Here is a 16,732-nt window from a genome sequence, read left to right on the forward strand (position 1 = left end):
AACTTTTTAGTACAGTTGTGGTCATGCTTTCCCAGTCTGTCGCCTCCGAGCTGCGCGAGGCCATCTCCGCCGGCGAGTTTCAGCCGGGCGAGCAGCTCAGCGAGGTCAAGGCAGCCGAACGCTTTAACTGCTCGCGCAATACCCTCCGCGAGTCTTTCACTAGGCTTGCCGCAGAGCGCATTGTCGAGCGCATCCCCAATCGCGGCGTCTTCCTCGCGACGCCGGATACTGACTATATCCGTGACCTCTTTGCCGCCCGCGCGGCCATCGAACCGGCGGCGGTGCGGTGGGGCGCTTTTGCCGACGCCCCCTCGCTCGTCACCCTCACCTCCTCCGCCTTCGACTACGCGGCACGCGGCGAGCATCAGGAAGTCTCCGCCATCAACCAGCACTTCCACCGCACGCTGGTCGCCGCGCTGGGCTCGCCTACGCTCAATGAGCAGATGGATAACCTTCTCGCCCGCATGCGGCTTACCTTCCTGCTGGCCATCCCGCGCTACCCGCAGCTGCATGCGGACCACATTCAAGGAAATATCACCTTGGCCACGCTCATCGCGGATGGAAAACGCCGCGAAGCCGCCACGCTTGCGCATGACAGCCTCATGAATACCTGCGAGAAGATCCTCGCCGTGCTGGACGATTAAGGAATGAGGAAATCTTGATCCCGGGCGTTGGTCACGAGCATCTGGCCCGGCGCGTGCGTAATAGCTAAGCGCGGCTTAGATTCCATCACGATGGCCTGCGGGGTCACACCACAGGCCCAAAAGACCGGCAGGCAGCCCTCTGGCACTTCGCCCGGATCGCCAAAGTCGGGGCGGGACAGATCCTCAATGCCAATGGCCGCCGGGTCACCCACGTGGACCGGGGCGCCGTGAACCGATGGGTAACGGGAGGTAATCCGCACGGCATCGGAGACCTGCGCGGCCGGAATCGGACGCATGGAGACCACCATGGGGCCGGAAAAGATACCGGCCGGGGTGGTGGGAATCGTGGTTTTAAACATCGGCACGTTGCGCTGCTGAGCAATGTGCGCGACCTCAATGCCGTTATCCTGCAGCGCAGTCTCGAAGGTAAAAGAGCAACCGATAAGGAAGCTGACCATGTCTGGGGTGTAGTACGAGGTGGCGTCGGCAAGCGTGGCTGTATGCTCGCCGTTTTCAAAGACGCGGTAGGCCGGAATATCGGTGCGGATGTCCCCACCCGGCAGCAGCCCGGAGGTATACTGACCAGCTTCCAGCACGCCCACAATCGGGCACGGTTTGGGATTGCGCTGGGCAAAGAGCAAGAAATCAAACGCGTACTCCTGCGGCACGGCCAGCAGGTTAGCCTGCATGAAACCGCGGGCGTGCCCGGCGGTGGTGGCCATGTCATGCCTGCGCGCATACTCGCGCACCTGCTCCGGGGTCTGCATTATGCCCACAGCTCGGTGATGCCGGAGAAAGCCTTGAAGCCGATGATGATGGTGAGTCCCCACGCCAGGGTGCCGATAATCAGCAACCACTTGGGATACTTGTATCCCTGCAGGAGGTCGCGGCGGCGCCAGGCCACCCACATCACGAGGGCGAAACCGATGGGCAGGATCAGGCCGTTGATGGCGCCGGCAAAGATGAGCAACTTCTGTGGCGCGGAGTTGATGGCCACGAAGACTACCGTGCACACCGCAATGAAGACGATGGTGAGGATATTGCGGGTGCGCGTCGAGGTGTCCTGGGAGGTCACGAAGGATACCGAGGTATAGGCGGCACCGATAACCGAGGACAAACCGGCCGCGAAGAGGACCACGCCGAAGGCACGCAGGCCAAACTCGCCGGCGGCATTGTAGAAGGCATCGGCCGCGGTGTTGTCGTCCGAAAGCGCCACGCCGGTGGCCACCACACCGAGGACCGCCAAGAAGAGGAGCATGCGCATGATGCCAGTGACCACAATGCCGCTTACCGAGGTATAGGTAATGTTCTTGACGTTTTCCACGCCGGTGTGGCCGGAATCGATGAGGCGGTGCGCGCCGGCAAAGGTGATATAACCACCCACGGTGCCACCGATGATGGTGGTGATGACGAAGAAATCGATTTCGCCCGGCGCGACGGCATTCTTGAGCGCCTCGCCCACCGGTGGCTGGCTGACCACAGCAACGTAGAGCATCAGCAGGATCATGACCGCGCCCAAGACCGCGACGAGGCGGTCAAGCGCCATGCCTGCCTTCTTGGAGAGGAAGATAAAGATCGCGATGGCCGCGGCAATGACGCCGCCGATGCGCGAATCGATGCCCAGCATCGCGTTAATGCCTAGGCCAGAACCGGCAATATTGCCGATATTAAAAACCGCGCCACCGATGAACACGAATACGGCAAGCACCCAGCCCAGGCCAGGGAGCACGGTATTGCCCAAGGTATTGGCCCGCATACCGGTCACGCAGAGAACGCGCCACACATTGAGCTGGATAGCGATGTCCACGAGGATGGACAGCATAATCGCAAACGCGAAGGAAGCGCCCATCTGCACGGTAAAGACCGAGGTCTGGGTCAAAAATCCCGGACCGATGGCGGAGGTGGCCATAAGGAACATGGCACCAGCCATGGCGCCGAGGCCTTTGGGCGGGGTCTTGTCCCCCGCCTGCGCCGGAGTGGCGTGTGATGTCTCAGCACTCACTAGATTTCACCTTTCGTGATGCAGGTCGCATTAATTTGTGATGCGCATCATCTTAAAGGTTGCTTTGCCTTTTGTTCAACAACTTTTATGCGTTGTGGGGTGACGCGGGGGTGATCTAGGCTACTTTCCTGCCGCGTTTTCCCAGGTGGCTAGCGATTATCCGCAAAGCCTCGTCCGGCGCTTTCATTTCGCTGGGGCCAAAGCGCAGCACCACGTATCCGCGGTTTTCTAGCGCTCGCTGCCTCTTTATCTGCTGCTTTACCACGTGGGAGGGCGCCTCGCCATAGGTACCGTCATACTTGGCATCGCCATCGACCTCGAGTACCAGCCAGCCATCGAGACAGAGATCTGCCCGATATTTCCCGAGCAGCGGTTTCTGCGGCTCAATTTTCACCTGCGGGAAACGCTCAATAATGAGGGCTCGCAGATAGGACTCATAGGGCGATTCCGATCCGCCATACGCGTGCTCGATAACCTTACGCATGGCTGCTTGTCCCTTCGTGCGCTGCATCTTTGCAAGCTCTTCGCGCAGGTCGTATGTGGTGACGTCGTGTTGGCCGAGGGCAGAATCGGTAGCTACCAGGCCATCTGGGAAGCCGTGTAGCCGAGCGATTTCAAGGCAGGTGCGGGCAGGATTCGTGGCGCGCACACCCGCTATCGACACCATGGATTCTTGAAGGGACTTTACTCGGCGGTACCGGTAGCCTTTCGGGGTGAGCCTGCGTGGGGGCACGCTTCCCGAAGGCACCGCTAACTCCACCTCCTCCCCTGCCGTAGAAATTACCCACATTCCCCACAACCGCGCGGCCGATTTACCGATGAGGACGGCGCGGTGGATGCTCCACCCGGCAGCGACTACTTTGGCGAATTGTTGTTTCATGGCGCACCCATTGCCTCCAGGTGGCTGTGGGAACGGCGATCCAGGGCGCTATCTGGGTGAGCTCACCGCGCTGGAGGGCTAAATGGTGCGGACTTTCGGCTCCGGCGTAACGAAGGTTGATGAAGTGATCTGTAATCATGGTTTCATCTTCTCGGCTGGCGGGACTGGGCGCGCTTCATGAGGCTCAGGAAGGTGATTTTCCGAGGACCTTGAGTAAGGGTCGGAACTTTAGGTCCAAGCTGATCGGGCCGAATTGAGGGCGTTGAGGCTGAATTGAGGGTGGGTTGTGCTCAGATCAGCTCGATCACATTCGACCTAAGGAGAAGTAGTTCACAGCGGCGGTATGGGGGATAATTCAGCAGCGCGGTTAACCGTGCTTTACTAGAGATAATGGAACCCATCGAGCTCTCAGAACTAACCGGTACGCAATCGCGCACCTACGGCACCCGCAAGATCACCTCGGACATGGTCTCGGCACCAATCCATGTTGCGGTCGCGCTCTGGGACGAGCGTTGGGATTCCGCCCCCAACGGCATCATCGAAGGCTGGGTCATCGCGGTCAATACTAAGCAGACGCGTTTTGTGCGCCGCGGCCAGACGAAGAAGGGCGATATCGTCGATATCGCCGTGCGCGAGGTCAAACGCGCGCTCAAGGGACTCGACGGACGAGTGTGGATTGTCACTGGTCGCAGGCAGAATGCGTTGCGAGCGGCACTCACGGCTGACGGTTTCACGGTGACGGGAAGCTTTGCGGGAGAAAATAGGGCGTCGAAAAGCGCGAGCTCTGTGCGCAGAAAACAAGCCGGCCTGACCGCCCGGAAGGCCCGCAAGATGGGTGAGGCGCCGAAAAAGAAGCAAGCGACACAGGTAGAGACGCCGAAAGCACACTGGTGGCCGAACTTCTCGCGCGCCTCCTCGTGGGCCGAGGGCGACGTGGTGCGCATAGCCACCGATGCTTCCTCGGATACCGTATTCAAGGGGTCGATGTGCTTCGTTGCGGGAAACGGCGACTACCGGTTACGGACTCGAGAAACCAAGGCGAGCACCGATGAGCTCGAGCTCGAAGCACTGACGCTTGCGCTGAAGTACCTGCTCAAGGTGGGTGCGCGCAAGGCGGTTATTGAGTCCGATTCCGTAGCTGCTTTGGAGGCGGTCGAGCAGATTGTGCATAAGCGCGGCTCTAAAGCATCGCGGCCGGGGCGCACGTGGCGAGGGGTGTCTTCGGGTGCGCGGTCCCGATTCCAGCAAGCTTGGGGCGATATCCAAGGCCAATGCGAGGTCGACATACGCCGTGTGCTCGGGCATGCGGGCGATCCGCTGAATCGGGCGGCCGACCAGATTGCGTACATGGGGTTGCGCGCGATTGCGCATCCGATGAAACAGTCTCGCGAGACGCTGCGCGAGGGGATTCAGAAAGCTCTCTCGGCGTTGTGAACCAAACGCTAAAGGCTTAGGGCTGATCTGATCAGGCCGAATTGAGGGAGTTAGGGCAGATCTGAGGCGGCCCAGCCTTCAGATCAGCCTGATCAGTATGGACCTAACGACGAGAGGCGCGCTGGGGGTCGCGACCGAGCCGAGCCCGGAGCCGGAGCTTAAGCCAAGCGGCGGGCGCCGTCTCCTGGGCGGGCCACCAAGAAGGTGGGCTCTGGGAAGCCGCGGGATGCTGCAGCGTCGTAAATGGCCTGGGCGGTGGACTCCACGGCGGAGCGCGGGATGAGCGCGATGACGGCGCCGCCGAAGCCGCCGCCAGTCATGCGGGCACCGAGTTCGCCGGCCGCGGTGAAAGCGGAGTCGAGTTCCGGAGTGGTGACTTCGTACAGGTCGCGCAGGGAAAGGTGGCTTTCGCGCATGAGGCGGCGGAACTCTGCCGGGTCGGAAGAGGTAAGCGCGGTGGCGGCGGCTAAGGTGCGGTCGGTTTCGTCCACCACGTGGCGCACGCGTCGGCGGTAGAGTTCAGCCTCCTGGGGGTTGACGGTCGCGGCGAAGGCGACGGCGTCCGGGATGTCGCGGATGGAGCGGCCGGCGGCAGACTGGACGGCGTCGATGATGCCGCGGCGGGAGGCATATTGGCCGTCGGAAAGCGTGTGCGGTGCATTGGTGTCCGCGATGAGCAGCACCATGTCCTGGGCTTCGATATTGAACGGCACGCGCTCGACGGCGCCGGTGGCAAAATCCAGGAATAGCGCCTTTCCACGCTGACCGAAGAGGCTCGCATTTTGATCCAGGCCGCCGGTAGAGGCGCCAACCACCTCGTTTTCGGCGCGGATGCACGCCTGGACCAGCTGCGCGCGGGCGGCGTCATCGGGAGCGTTGCCGTGGCAGAGCTCGTAGGCGGCCACGGCCACGGAGCATTCGAGGGCGGCGGAACTGGACAGGCCAGAGCCGACGGGGACATCGGAGACGATGGCAATATCGAGGCCGGTGCAAGTCAGAACGTCCGCGGCAGTGGCGGCCCAGACGGTGCCGGCAACGTAGCCGGACCAGTTGGAAGGGTGGCCGGGGCGGACATCGGAGAGAGGGAGGCTGGCCTGGGCAACGCTGCCGTCGTATTCGGAGGCTATCCGGAGAAGGCCATCGGTGCGGGGTGCGACGGCGACGGCGGTGTTTTGTTCCAGCGCAAAGGGGATGGAGGCGCCGCCGGCGTAATCGATGTGCTCGCCGATGAGGTTGACGCGGCCGGGAGCAGCCCACACGCCGGCGGGCTCGGACGCGTCCGAGAAGGCAGCGGCGAAGAGGTCGCGGGCTGCGGCGACAAGCTCCGCATCGCTGCGGGTGTCAATCCAGTTAAGCATCCCAGATCTCCTTAAAGCGGGCGGCGATGCGCTCCGGGGTGGTGTCATTGATCCACACGGCCTGCGAGGACTCGGAACCGGCGAGGTACTTCATGCGGCCGGGCGAGCGCATGAGCGAAAAGAGCTGCAGGTGCATGCGGATGCCGGGGCGCAGTGCCTCGTCCACCGGCGCTTGGGTCCAGCCGGCGATATACGGGGTCTTGTCCACGCCATCGAAGAAGCGGTCCACGGCGGAGTACAGCTTCTTGAGGAGGGGCGCGAGGTCGGCGCGTTGGGCGTCGGTAAGCGCGGCGAAATCGGGTACTTCCTCGTTGGGCAGGACCATGGCTTCCAGCGGCCATTTGGCGGCGGCGGGAACGAAGACGGTGAAGTGCTCGGTCTCGGCGATGATGCGGGTGCCGGCGGCGCGCTCGCGATCGAGGAGATCCTGGAAGAGGTCGCCGTCATAGGCGCGGGCGGAATCCACGATGGAACGCAGGCGCGGCGAGAGGAAGGGATAGGAGTAGATCTGGCCGTGCGGATGCTGGAGGGTCACGCCGATTTCCTCGCCGCGGTTTTCAAAGGGGAATACCTGCTGCACGCCGTCGATCTGGGATAGCGCGGCGGTGCGGTGCGCCCAGGCCTCGATGACGGTGCGGATGCGCGATTCCGGCAGGTCCTTGAAGGATAGGGCTGGGTCCTCGGTAAAGCAGACCACCTCGCAGCGGGCGTGGGCCGGAAGGCGCGGCACCATGCCGAGCAGGTTGTCTTCCTCGGGATGCTCGATGTCTGCGGTGGTGGCAAAAGACGGGAAGCGGTTTTCAAAGACCACCACGTCATAGCTGGGGCTGGGGATCTCCGTGGGCAGCTGGCCTTCGCGCGTTGGCGCCAGCGGGTTCTCGTTGGCCGGTGGCAAGAAGGTGCGGTTCATGCGGTGGGCGGCAAAGGCCACCCAATCCCCCGTTAGGGGATCCCGGCGCATTTCGGAAGCGGGGGCGACGGTGGGGATGTCGCGGGCGTCGACAAGCACGCGGTCGGGGTGGGGCTGGTCGTCGAAGTAGAGGATCTCGCGGCCGTCGGCAAGCGTGGCAGAGGTAATCTCAACCATTAGTTTTCTCCTGGGATGGTGATGGGCTTCAGGCGTGCCCACAGCACAAAGGCGGCGGCCACGGCCAGCAAAGCAAGGCTTGCCCATAGGTTATCGCTGGCGTTCTTTGCCTGCCCGGTATCCGGGTTGATGCCTGGGTCAAGGAAGAAATAGCAGCCGAGCAAAATCAGGCCGTAGAGGCCGAGGAGTGCGGCGATGACATTGCGCAGGTCGAATGCACCCGCGCGCTTTTTCTCAGACATGTTGGGCTCCTTAGGCGAAGATGACGTTGAGGGCTACGGCCATCACCAGGCAAATGATGCCCAGCGGGACGGTCTGCTGGTACCACGGCAAGGACTTTTCGGTGTAGTCCTCAAAGTGGTCCTTGGGGGTCACGGAAGAGACGAAGCCAACCAGCTCGCTATCCGGCTTGGGCTGGGTGAACAGGGTGACCACAATGGATACCAGGATATCCACCACGAAGGCCACACCGGCCGCGACGAAAGCGGTGCCTTGGCCGGGCAGGTTGATCATGTCCGTGAAGGATGCGACGTACCAGAAAGCGATGGCGGAACCGGTACCGGCTACGAGTCCGGACCAACCGGCGTGCGGGGTCATGCGCTTCCAGAACATGCCCAGAATGAAGGTGGCAAACAGCGGCGCATTGAAGAAGCCAAACAGGGTCTGCAGGTAGTCCATGATATTGCCAAAGTTTTGCGCGAGCAGCGCGGTAAAGATGGCAATAGCGGTGGCGATAATCGTGGCGATGCGACCGAACTTCAGGTAGTAGTCATCCTCGCGGTCCTTGACCACATAGGTCTGCCAGATGTCATAGGAGATGACGGTATTAAAGGCCGAGATATTCGCGGCCATGCCCGCCATGAAGGAAGCCAGCAGGCCGGCGATCGCCACGCCCAGCAAGCCATTGGGCAAAAGGTCTCGCATGAGCAGCAAGATGGCGTCGTTGGGCTCCGCGCGCTCCTCCATCAAATCGGCCACGGAAACGGAGGCAACCATGCCAGGAATGACCACGAGGAAGGGCACAAACATCTTGGGGAAGGCGCCGATGATCGGGGTCTTGCGGGCAGCCGAAATAGAATCGGAGGCCATGGCGCGCTGCACCTCGACGAAGTTGGTGGTCCAGTAACCAAAGGAAAGCACGAAGCTGAGGCCCAGCACGATGCCGATGACGGACCACACTGGGTTCTCAAAACCGGAGATGTCCGTGCCCGGCCACGTGTGGAAGTGCGAATCCTGGGCCACCGCATCCTTCAGCCCATTCCAACCACCAACGCGGTTCAAACCAATGATGGTCAGCGGGGCGAGGGCGGCGATGATGACGAAGAACTGGAGAACCTCGTTATAGATGGCGGCCGAAAGGCCACCCAGGGTGATATAGGACAGCACGATGAGGCCGGCCACGAGGAGCGATACCCACATCTGCCAGCCCAGCAGGGCCTCCACGATGGTGGCCAGCAAGTACAGGTTCACGCCGGCAATCAGCAGCTGGGCCACGGCGAAGGAAATCGCGTTCACCAGGTGTGCGGCATTGCCAAAACGCTTGCGCATGAACTCCGGTACCGAGCGCACCTTGGAGCCGTAGTAGAACGGCATCATCACAATGCCCAAAAAGACCATTGCCGGGATGGCGCCGATCCAGAAGTAATGCATGGTTTGGAAGCCATACTCCACGCCATTGGCGGACATACCGATGATTTCCACCGCACCCAGGTTGGCCGAGACGAAAGCCAGGCCGGTCACCCAGGCGGGCAGTCCCCGGCCGGAGAGGAAGAAGTCGATGGAGCTAGACACTCGAGCCTTGGCGGCCCAGCCGATGCCCAGCACGAAGAGGAAGTAGATGGCTACCAAGAAGTAGTCCACCCAGGAGGCATCGAGCCTCAATACGGATTCAGCAGTCTCCATGGCTGACCTTTCTAGTTATTGTTCTCTGCTGCAAGGCGCAGCGTGAATCTCTGCGGTTTCTGAGCGCTCAGGCGCACGAGGTCTTCCCCGCTGCGCAGCGCATTCGGCGGCGCGCTCATCGGCTCCACGGCCAATGCCTTGCCGGGGCCGCCCGCCCGCGGGAAATCGGCCGGGGTAAACATCTGCACCCAGTTCAGGCCTTCGCCCATCTCCAGGCGCACACCCTTTCCACCGGCCGAATACACGGCCGTCAGTGGGCCTTCGCCGTGGAAGCAATCGTCCCAGTCCACCTCGGCGATGGGCTGATTAACAATGCGCACCTGCTCCGTCTTTCCCGTAGGCAGGTTGCGGGCGCCTAGCAAGTAGCGCTTGCCGACGTCCACACTGAGCACCGCTTCCTCCGCCCCAGCTCCCTGTGGGGAGAGGTAGAGGTGCAGCCCATAGGCGAAGGGAACCTCGCCGGGCTCCGTGGTGCGTGCGGTCAGTTGGTGGTGCAATCCCTGCTCATCGAGGGTATAGGTGGCCTCGAGTTGAATCGCCCACGGCCAACCCTGGCGCGGTTCAATATCAAAGGTGATGACCACCCGGTTGTCCGTGTGTTCCTTGATGCGCCAGAAATCCACCGCGAATCCATGGATGGCGTTATTGCGCTCCGGCTCCGTGATCTCTAGCTGGTGGGCGGTCCCCTGCCATTCAAACCAGCCATCTTCGGTGCGATTCGGCCACGGCGCCAGCACCACTCCGGCCATCAGCGGCGGCTTGCCTTCGTAGCTTTCTACCAAGGGCGCGCCGCGATAGGTCAGCGTCTTGAGTGCACCGCCGAATAGACCAATCTCGGCCACATAATCGCCGTGGGCAAGTGCGACGCTGGGGTAGTCGGCGTCAGGGCCAGCCGCTCCTCCACTGGTCATAACAAAGACCTTTCTGGCTATAACTTTCGTTGGATTTAGCCTACGAGTACGGCGAAGCGCCGGTCAATCGTTTGCATAACTGCTGGCTCAAACCCACGGTTTCAGCAGCTCACCGCCCTTGAGTTAACCTCCAGTTAACCTCTTTCGGGGCTGGAAGCGCACGTGGGAAACAGGCCGCCACACCGGGCAGGAACACTACCCCTGCATCCGCCGCCACACTATTCGCGCCGCGGAGTGTGGCGTGGCCAAGACTTCGCGCAGGTAGTTGCGCGGCATCAACCGCCACGGGGTGCGCGCGGAATGCAGGTGCACGGCAATGCCGAGGTGCCAGGCCCACAACGCGGTGCGCAGGATATGAAAATCATTGGTCACCACGTGTAATACGGCATCCGGGGCCAAGCGGTGGGCATTCTCTAGATTTTCATTAGTGCTCGTGGCTTCCAGTTCCACCACCACCCGCTCGGCCGGCACGCCACGTTCGATGAGGTATGTAGCCATAGGCCCCGCCTCACCACGGCCGGAGACAATGATGCGCTGACCGCTATAAAGCGCCAACGCCTTATCAAGGCGCGAGCGCAGCATGGCGCCGGGATAGCCATGGGTTACGCGGGAGCCCAAAACAAGGAGCGGGTCAGACATGGATACCAGCATAGACTTGCCGGCTCTTGACATGAAGATGGAAATAGCCGTACCTTTAACTCAAATGTGCAATCGATTGCACCCAGGAGGGCCGGACGTCGGCTCATACGCCTAACCAAGGAGGACAGCATGGCCGGAACCACTCTCAAGGACGTGGCCGCTGCTGCTGGAGTATCCATTTCCACCGCGTCCCGTTCGCTCTCGGGCAACCCAGCCATCTCGGAGTCCACGCGCCAACGCGTCAAGGACACGGCCACCAAGCTCAACTATAGGCCCAATGCCCAAGCACGAGCTTTGCGCAGCTCCCGATCTAACGCCATCGGCTTGGTCATCCCCAGCCTAGACAATGCCTACTTTGCCGCAATGGCCGCAGCCATTGAAGAAGCCGCCGATAAGCAGGGACTCGCCACGATGATTACCAGTTGTGGCGAGGAACCGCAGCGCCTAGTCAAAGCCCTCGATGCCCTGATGGAACGCCAGGTAGACGGCATTATCGCGGTACCTCTCGAAGGCGCCGAAGAAGCGCTCGAGCAGGCGCGCGCTTACCGCCCGCTCGTGCTCATTGACCGCGCCCTGGGTCAGATTCCAGCAGTGCTATCAGACCCCCACACGGGTATGAAACAAGCCGTGGAACAGCTTAAGGAGAAGGGGCACACGCACATCGGCTACCTTTCCGGGCCGCAGGAAACTTCCACCGGCCGCCAGCGCCTCCAAGCATTCAAGGCCGCCACCCGCGGTATGCCTACCCATATCCACCACGGCAGCTACCGCCACCGCGAGGGCTATAAAGGAGCCCTCGCACTCCTACAAGAAGGCGTCACCGCGCTCATTGCCGGCGATTCCATGATGACGGCCGGCGCGCTGGAGGCTTGCCATAATGCGGGCAAGCTCATCGGAGAAGAAATCGCGCTCGTCGGCTTCGATGACTTCATCTACCTGCGCTTCCAACCTTCCCCTATCTCGGTGGTGGACCAAGATGTGGCCAGAATGGGCGAGACCGCCACGGCCAAGCTCATCGCGGCCATCAATGATAAGCACCAACCGGAAGGCGAGGTGCTAGAAACCCGCTATATCCCACGCATGTCCACCGCCCACCAACTCGATGGAGCCACGCCATGAGTGACTGCGTTTTGCGCCTGGATAATGTCACCAAATCCTTTGGCCCGGTAGAGGTCATTAAGGGGGTAGACCTCACCGTCCGCCGCGGCCAAGTGCAGGCCTTGCTGGGTGAAAATGGCGCCGGCAAATCCACTCTCATCAAGATGATTGCCGGTGTACACGAGCCGGATTCCGGCCGCATCCTGGTAGATGGCACAGAGGTAAAAATCCCAGATACCAAGGCCTCTGAGGCACTGGGCATCGCCACCATTCACCAAGAGCTCAACCTTGTGCCCACCATGTCCGTGGCCGAGAACATCATGCTTGGGCGCACCCCACGCCGCTTTGGGTTGGTCAATCGCAAACACCTCAAGGCACAAGCCCAAGCGGCACTGCACCTTATCGGCTTGGACGTGGACCTAGACATGCCGGTGGGTGAGCTGGGCGTGGCCAAACAGCAGCTCGTGGAAATCGCCAAGGCGCTGTCTATGAACGCGCGCATTCTCATCTTGGATGAGCCCACTGCCGCGCTCACCGGCAAGGAGGTTGATGCACTCTTTGCCGTGCTCGAGGAACTCAAGGCCAAGGGCGTGGCCATGGTCTTTATCAGCCACCACCTGGAGGAGCTGGCGCGCATTGCCGAGACTATCAGTGTTCTGCGAGATGGCTCCTTCATCGCCGAGGTCCCGGCCGATACCGACGAAGACGAGCTGGTGCGCCTCATGGTCGGCCGCGAGATTGAAAACCAGTACCCGCGCGAGGTTCCTCCCGAGCACGGTAAGGCCTTGCTGGAAGTCTCCGAGCTGACTGCCGACGGCGCCTTTCACGACGTCACCTTCACCGTCCATGCCGGCGAAGTCGTCGGCCTGGCCGGGCTCGTGGGCGCCGGCCGCACCGAAATCATTCGCGCCATCGCGGGCGCTGACCCCTACGATTCCGGCACCATACGCGTCGGCGCCACGCAGCTGCGCGGCGGCGATATTCGTGCCGCCATCCGCGCCGGCGTGGGCCATATCCCCGAAGACCGCAAATCCCAAGCGCTAGTTCTAGATGCCTCCGTGGGCGATAACCTCGGATTCGCCACCCTCTACCCCACCGCCAAGGCGGGGCTGGCAGACCGCAGCGGCCAACGCCGTCGCGCCGGTGACGTAGCGGAGAAGCTGCGCATTCGCATGGCCGATCTCTCCCAGACCATCCGGAACCTATCCGGCGGCAACCAACAAAAGGCGGTCTTTGGCCGCTGGGTACTGGCCGGCTCCAAGGTCCTCCTCCTCGACGAGCCCACCCGCGGCGTCGACGTCGGCGCCAAAGTGGAGATTTACAACATCATCAATGAGGTCACCGCGGCCGGCGGCGCCGTGCTCATGGCCTCCTCCGATCTGCCCGAGGTGCTCGGCATGTCCGACCGCATCCTCGTCATGTCCGGCGGCCAACTCGCCGGCCAGCTCCCTAAGGACTCCACCCAAGACGAGGTCATGGCCTTTGCCGTATCCAACGTGACCTCCGCTACCTCTGCCTCAGCTGCCGCGCCTGCCGGCACCAACCCCAAGGACGAAGCATGACCAAGAATCGAGTAGTTAACTGGGCGATGAATAATGGCGCGCTCGTCGGCCTCATTGCCCTGTGCATCGCGCTGTTTATCGCTACGCCGTACTTCCTTACCGTGGCGAACCTGCTCAATATCGGCATCCAGGCCGCCACAGTGGCCATCTTGGCCTTCGGCATGACCTTTGTCATCGTCACCGCCGGTATCGACCTCTCGGTGGGCTCGGTCGCCGCGCTCGGCGCCATGGTCTCTGCCTATATGTTCTCCACTGCGGGCCTGCCTGGCTGGCTTACCCTGCTCCTCGGCCTTTTCGTGGGCGCGCTGGCAGGAGCCATCTGCGGCATGGCCACCGCGTGGGGCAAGATCCCGTCTTTCATCGCGACGCTGGCCATGATGTCCATCGCCCGCGGGCTCACCCTGGTCATCTCCCAGGGCTCGCCGATAGAGACCGCCCCGTCCGTCAACGCCTTTGGCGGTGATATCGCAGGCTTCCCAGTGCCGATCATCATGATGGTCATCGCGGGGCTTATCTGCTGGTTCATTCTGGAGCGCACGGTACTCGGCCGCTCCATGTATGCCATCGGCGGCAACCTGGAGGCCGCCCGCCTTTCGGGCCTGCCGGTCAAGCGCATCCAGATCGCCGTCTTCGCACTCTCCGGTTTCTTCGCCGCTTGGGCCGGCATGGTTATGGCCGGCCGCCTCGAATCCGCACAGCCGCAGGCCGGCACCGGCTACGAGCTCGATGCTATTGCGGCCGTCGTCATCGGCGGCGCCTCGCTCTCCGGCGGGCAGGGCAAGGCCACCGGCACGCTCGTCGGCGCGATCTTGCTAGCGGTCATCCGCAATGGTTTGAACCTGCTCAACGTCTCCTCTTTTTGGCAGCAGATCGTCATCGGCCTGGTCATCGCGCTGGCCGTCGGCTTCGACGTCATCCGCAATAAGACGGCCAACTAAGGAGCACCCGCCATGAAAAAACTCATCGCCACCCTCCTTGTCCCCGCCCTCGCGCTGGGCCTTGCCTCCTGCAATCGCTCGGAAGAAGACCGCAACCGCATTACGCTAGCGCTCTCCACGCAGACCAACCCCTTCTTCGTCGAGCTGCGCCACGGCGCACAGGATAAGGCCAAGGAACTCGGCGTTCCGCTAGACATCCAAGACGCTTCCGATGACCCCGCCCAGCAGGTCAATCAGCTGGGCAATGCTACCTCCATGGGCGCCAAGGTCGTCGTGGTCAACCCCACCGATTCCGATGCCGTCGCCCCAGCCGTGCGCGGCATCAAGAATGACGGCGTGCCCGTCATCGGCGTGGACCGCGATGTCAACGGCGTAGAGCTGGATTCCATGGTGGCCTCCGATAACGTCGCCGGTGGCGCGCAGGCTGCGGATAAGCTCGCCGAATCCATTGGGGAAAAGGGCGATATCCTCATCCTGCAGGGCACCGCTGGTACCTCCGCCTCGCGCGAGCGCGGCAAGGGCTTTGAAGAGCAGATTGCGAAGTACGGGGGCATTCGGGTCGTCGGCAAGCAATCGGCGAATTTCGACCGCACGGAAGGCCTCAACGTCGCCACCAACCTGCTGCAGGCCAACCCGGATATCAAGGCCATCTTTGCGGAGAACGATGAAATGGCGCTCGGCGCGGTCGAAGCTTTGGGCTCGCGCGCTGGATCTGAGGTCAAGGTGGTGGCTTTTGATGGCACCTTCGATGGCCTCAAGGCGGTCAAAGATGGCAAGCTAGAAGCAACCATCGCCCAGCAGCCCGCAGAGCTCGGTGCCCGCGCCATCGAACAAGCCGCAGCGCTCCTGCACGGTGGCGCGGCGGAGAAGAACATCCCCGTCGAGGTCATCACCGTCACCCGCGACAATGTGGAGGATTTCCAATGAGCAAGCTAACCGTCGTCGGTTCCATCAATGCCGATCTCATCGTGCACGCCGAGCGCCACCCGCAGCCCGGCGAGACCCTGCTGGGCTCTGGCGGCGACATCTTGGCCGGGGGCAAAGGCGCTAACCAGGCTGTCGCGGCCGCACAGCTGGGCGCCACTGTGGCCTTCGTGGGCGCGGTTGGTTCCGATCCCTATGCCGAGCCTGCGATGCACTACATGCGCACCTCCGGCATCGATCTAGGCGCCGTGAAGCAGGCCGACACCAATACCGGCCTCGCCGTCATTACTGTCTCGGCCGATGGCGAGAACACCATCGTCATCTCCCCGGGAGCCAACGCGCTTGTCGACGCCTCCTTTGTCTCCTCCCGTGCCTCCACCATCGCCGATGCCGACGTGGTCCTTCTGCAAGGCGAAATCCCCGCCTCGGGTTTCCAGGCCGCGGTCGAGGCGGCCCAAGGCCGAGTGGTGGTCAACCTCGCGCCCGTGGTCGAGGTCGACCGCGACTCGCTCCTGAAGGCCGACCCTTTGCTGGCCAATGAGCACGAAGCAGGACTCATCCTGGACCAGCTCGGCCTGTCTGCTGAGGGCGCCCCACGCGAGCTCGCCCACCGCCTGGTAGAGGCCGGTTTCCGCTCCGTCGTTCTCACCCTTGGCGCGCACGGCGCCTACGTGGCCACCCCGGAGGGAGGCACGGACATCCCCACCCCGCGCGTGACCGCCGTGGATACCACCGGCGCCGGCGATGCCTTCGCAGGTGCCTTCTGCGCCCAGCTCCTCACCGGTGCCTCGCTTGTCGATGCCGCCACTTTCGCCGCCCGCGTCGGTGCCTTCGCCGCCACCGGCAACGGCGCGCAACCGTCCTACCCCACCACCGAATCCGCCCTGCCGGAGGTCACCGATGCGTAAATCCGGCCTGCTCAATCCCGCGCTCACCAGCGCCGTCGCGCGCTTGGGCCATACCGATACCTTCGTTATCGCCGATTGCGGCCTGCCCATCCCCCACGATGTGCCCGTCATCGACCTCACGCTAACCTTCGGCATCCCCACTTTTGCCGATACCCTAGCGGCCCTCCTCGATGAGGTCGTGGTCGAAGCCGCCACCATCGCCGATACCACCCCGCCCGAGGTGCGCTCCCTGCTTCCCGCAGTACCGCTTACCGAGGTCTCTCACGACGACCTCAAGCGAGAAGTCGCCCGCGCCTCCTTCGTCGTGCGCACCGGTTCCACCACGCCGTTTGCCAATGTCATCCTGCGCTCCGGCGTGCCTTTCTAGCGCATTCGCAAGGTGACTTTTGGCCACTATATAGCCCTTCGTGCGCCAATTTTGGTCGCTAACGCGGCCACTTATTGG

Annotated in this window: 17 protein-coding genes; 8 read left to right on the plus strand and 9 right to left on the minus strand. The window is 62.4% G+C overall.

The window, feature by feature from the left end; all coding sequences use genetic code 11:
• Window positions 1–23: 23 nt before the first annotated feature.
• Complete coding sequence (locus tag MHY08_RS01605; protein ID WP_239234962.1) at window positions 24–644, plus strand: GntR family transcriptional regulator; 621 nt, start codon at window positions 24–26, stop codon at window positions 642–644.
• Here MHY08_RS01605 and MHY08_RS01610 read toward each other — a convergent pair.
• The 3 genes from MHY08_RS01610 to MHY08_RS01620 form a co-directional block, all read right to left on the minus strand.
• The gene (locus MHY08_RS01610; RefSeq protein WP_239234965.1) at window positions 641–1,411 is read right to left on the minus strand and encodes a putative hydro-lyase; all 771 of its coding nucleotides are present in this window, start codon (window positions 1,409–1,411) and stop codon (window positions 641–643) included. The two genes, MHY08_RS01605 and MHY08_RS01610, sit on opposite strands and share 4 nt — an antisense overlap.
• Window positions 1,411–2,574 carry an NRAMP family divalent metal transporter gene (locus MHY08_RS01615; protein WP_204611468.1) on the minus strand — a complete coding sequence of 388 codons (1,164 nt, stop codon included), beginning with the start codon at window positions 2,572–2,574 and terminating at the stop codon, window positions 1,411–1,413. Before MHY08_RS01615 ends, MHY08_RS01610 begins: the two co-directional genes overlap by 1 nt.
• A 187-nt stretch (window positions 2,575–2,761) precedes the next feature.
• The gene (locus MHY08_RS01620) at window positions 2,762–3,526 is read right to left on the minus strand and encodes an endonuclease domain-containing protein (RefSeq protein WP_239234966.1); all 765 of its coding nucleotides are present in this window, start codon (window positions 3,524–3,526) and stop codon (window positions 2,762–2,764) included.
• A gap of 390 nt (window positions 3,527–3,916) precedes the next feature.
• On the opposite strand from MHY08_RS01620, the gene MHY08_RS01625 reads away from it, so the two are divergent.
• Window positions 3,917–4,960: an RNase H family protein gene (locus tag MHY08_RS01625; RefSeq protein WP_239234968.1), complete on the plus strand. Its 1,044-nt coding sequence runs from the start codon at window positions 3,917–3,919 to the stop codon at window positions 4,958–4,960.
• A gap of 158 nt (window positions 4,961–5,118) precedes the next feature.
• Here MHY08_RS01625 and galK read toward each other — a convergent pair whose 3' ends face one another.
• The 6 genes from galK to MHY08_RS01655 form a co-directional block, all read right to left on the minus strand.
• Window positions 5,119–6,318, minus strand: a complete 1,200-nt coding sequence (gene galK, locus MHY08_RS01630) for a galactokinase (RefSeq protein ID WP_239234970.1) — start codon at window positions 6,316–6,318, stop codon at window positions 5,119–5,121.
• Entirely contained in the window at window positions 6,311–7,405 is a 1,095-nt protein-coding gene (galT, locus tag MHY08_RS01635; protein WP_239234972.1) for a galactose-1-phosphate uridylyltransferase, read from the minus strand. Before galT ends, galK begins: the two co-directional genes overlap by 8 nt.
• On the minus strand, window positions 7,405–7,647 hold the full coding sequence (locus MHY08_RS01640) for a hypothetical protein (protein ID WP_005322508.1): 243 nt from the start codon (window positions 7,645–7,647) through the stop codon (window positions 7,405–7,407). Before MHY08_RS01640 ends, galT begins: the two co-directional genes overlap by 1 nt.
• A gap of 10 nt (window positions 7,648–7,657) precedes the next feature.
• A complete protein-coding gene (locus MHY08_RS01645) occupies window positions 7,658–9,307 on the minus strand; it encodes a sodium:solute symporter family protein (protein WP_239234974.1) in 1,650 nt (549 codons plus the stop codon).
• 11 nt (window positions 9,308–9,318) lie between these two features.
• Entirely contained in the window at window positions 9,319–10,218 is a 900-nt protein-coding gene (locus MHY08_RS01650) for an aldose epimerase (RefSeq protein WP_239234977.1), read from the minus strand.
• A gap of 195 nt (window positions 10,219–10,413) precedes the next feature.
• Window positions 10,414–10,857: a YdcF family protein gene (locus MHY08_RS01655; RefSeq protein WP_204610001.1), complete on the minus strand. Its 444-nt coding sequence runs from the start codon at window positions 10,855–10,857 to the stop codon at window positions 10,414–10,416.
• Window positions 10,858–10,986: 129 nt separating this feature from the next.
• Between MHY08_RS01655 and MHY08_RS01660 the strand changes: the two genes are divergently transcribed.
• From MHY08_RS01660 to rbsD, 6 genes are read left to right on the plus strand one after another with little or no spacing between them, the layout of a single operon-like run.
• On the plus strand, window positions 10,987–11,976 hold the full coding sequence (locus MHY08_RS01660; protein ID WP_239234980.1) for a LacI family DNA-binding transcriptional regulator: 990 nt from the start codon (window positions 10,987–10,989) through the stop codon (window positions 11,974–11,976).
• Window positions 11,973–13,517 carry a sugar ABC transporter ATP-binding protein gene (locus MHY08_RS01665; protein ID WP_239234983.1) on the plus strand — a complete coding sequence of 515 codons (1,545 nt, stop codon included), beginning with the start codon at window positions 11,973–11,975 and terminating at the stop codon, window positions 13,515–13,517. Before MHY08_RS01660 ends, MHY08_RS01665 begins: the two co-directional genes overlap by 4 nt.
• On the plus strand, window positions 13,514–14,455 hold the full coding sequence (locus tag MHY08_RS01670) for an ABC transporter permease (protein ID WP_239234986.1): 942 nt from the start codon (window positions 13,514–13,516) through the stop codon (window positions 14,453–14,455). Before MHY08_RS01665 ends, MHY08_RS01670 begins: the two co-directional genes overlap by 4 nt.
• Window positions 14,456–14,467: 12 nt before the next feature.
• Window positions 14,468–15,382: a substrate-binding domain-containing protein gene (locus MHY08_RS01675; protein ID WP_239234988.1), complete on the plus strand. Its 915-nt coding sequence runs from the start codon at window positions 14,468–14,470 to the stop codon at window positions 15,380–15,382.
• Window positions 15,379–16,287 (plus strand): ribokinase, encoded by a 909-nt coding sequence (locus tag MHY08_RS01680; protein WP_239234990.1) that lies wholly within the window; start codon window positions 15,379–15,381, stop codon window positions 16,285–16,287. Before MHY08_RS01675 ends, MHY08_RS01680 begins: the two co-directional genes overlap by 4 nt.
• Window positions 16,280–16,654: a D-ribose pyranase gene (rbsD, locus tag MHY08_RS01685; protein WP_239234992.1), complete on the plus strand. Its 375-nt coding sequence runs from the start codon at window positions 16,280–16,282 to the stop codon at window positions 16,652–16,654. The genes MHY08_RS01680 and rbsD overlap by 8 nt, the downstream gene beginning before the upstream one ends.
• Window positions 16,655–16,732: the final 78 nt, after the last annotated feature.

Origin of the sequence: Corynebacterium sp. ACRPJ (genome assembly GCF_022347345.1) — a bacterium.
Taxonomy (GTDB): Bacteria; Actinomycetota; Actinomycetes; order Mycobacteriales; family Mycobacteriaceae; genus Corynebacterium; species Corynebacterium tuberculostearicum_D.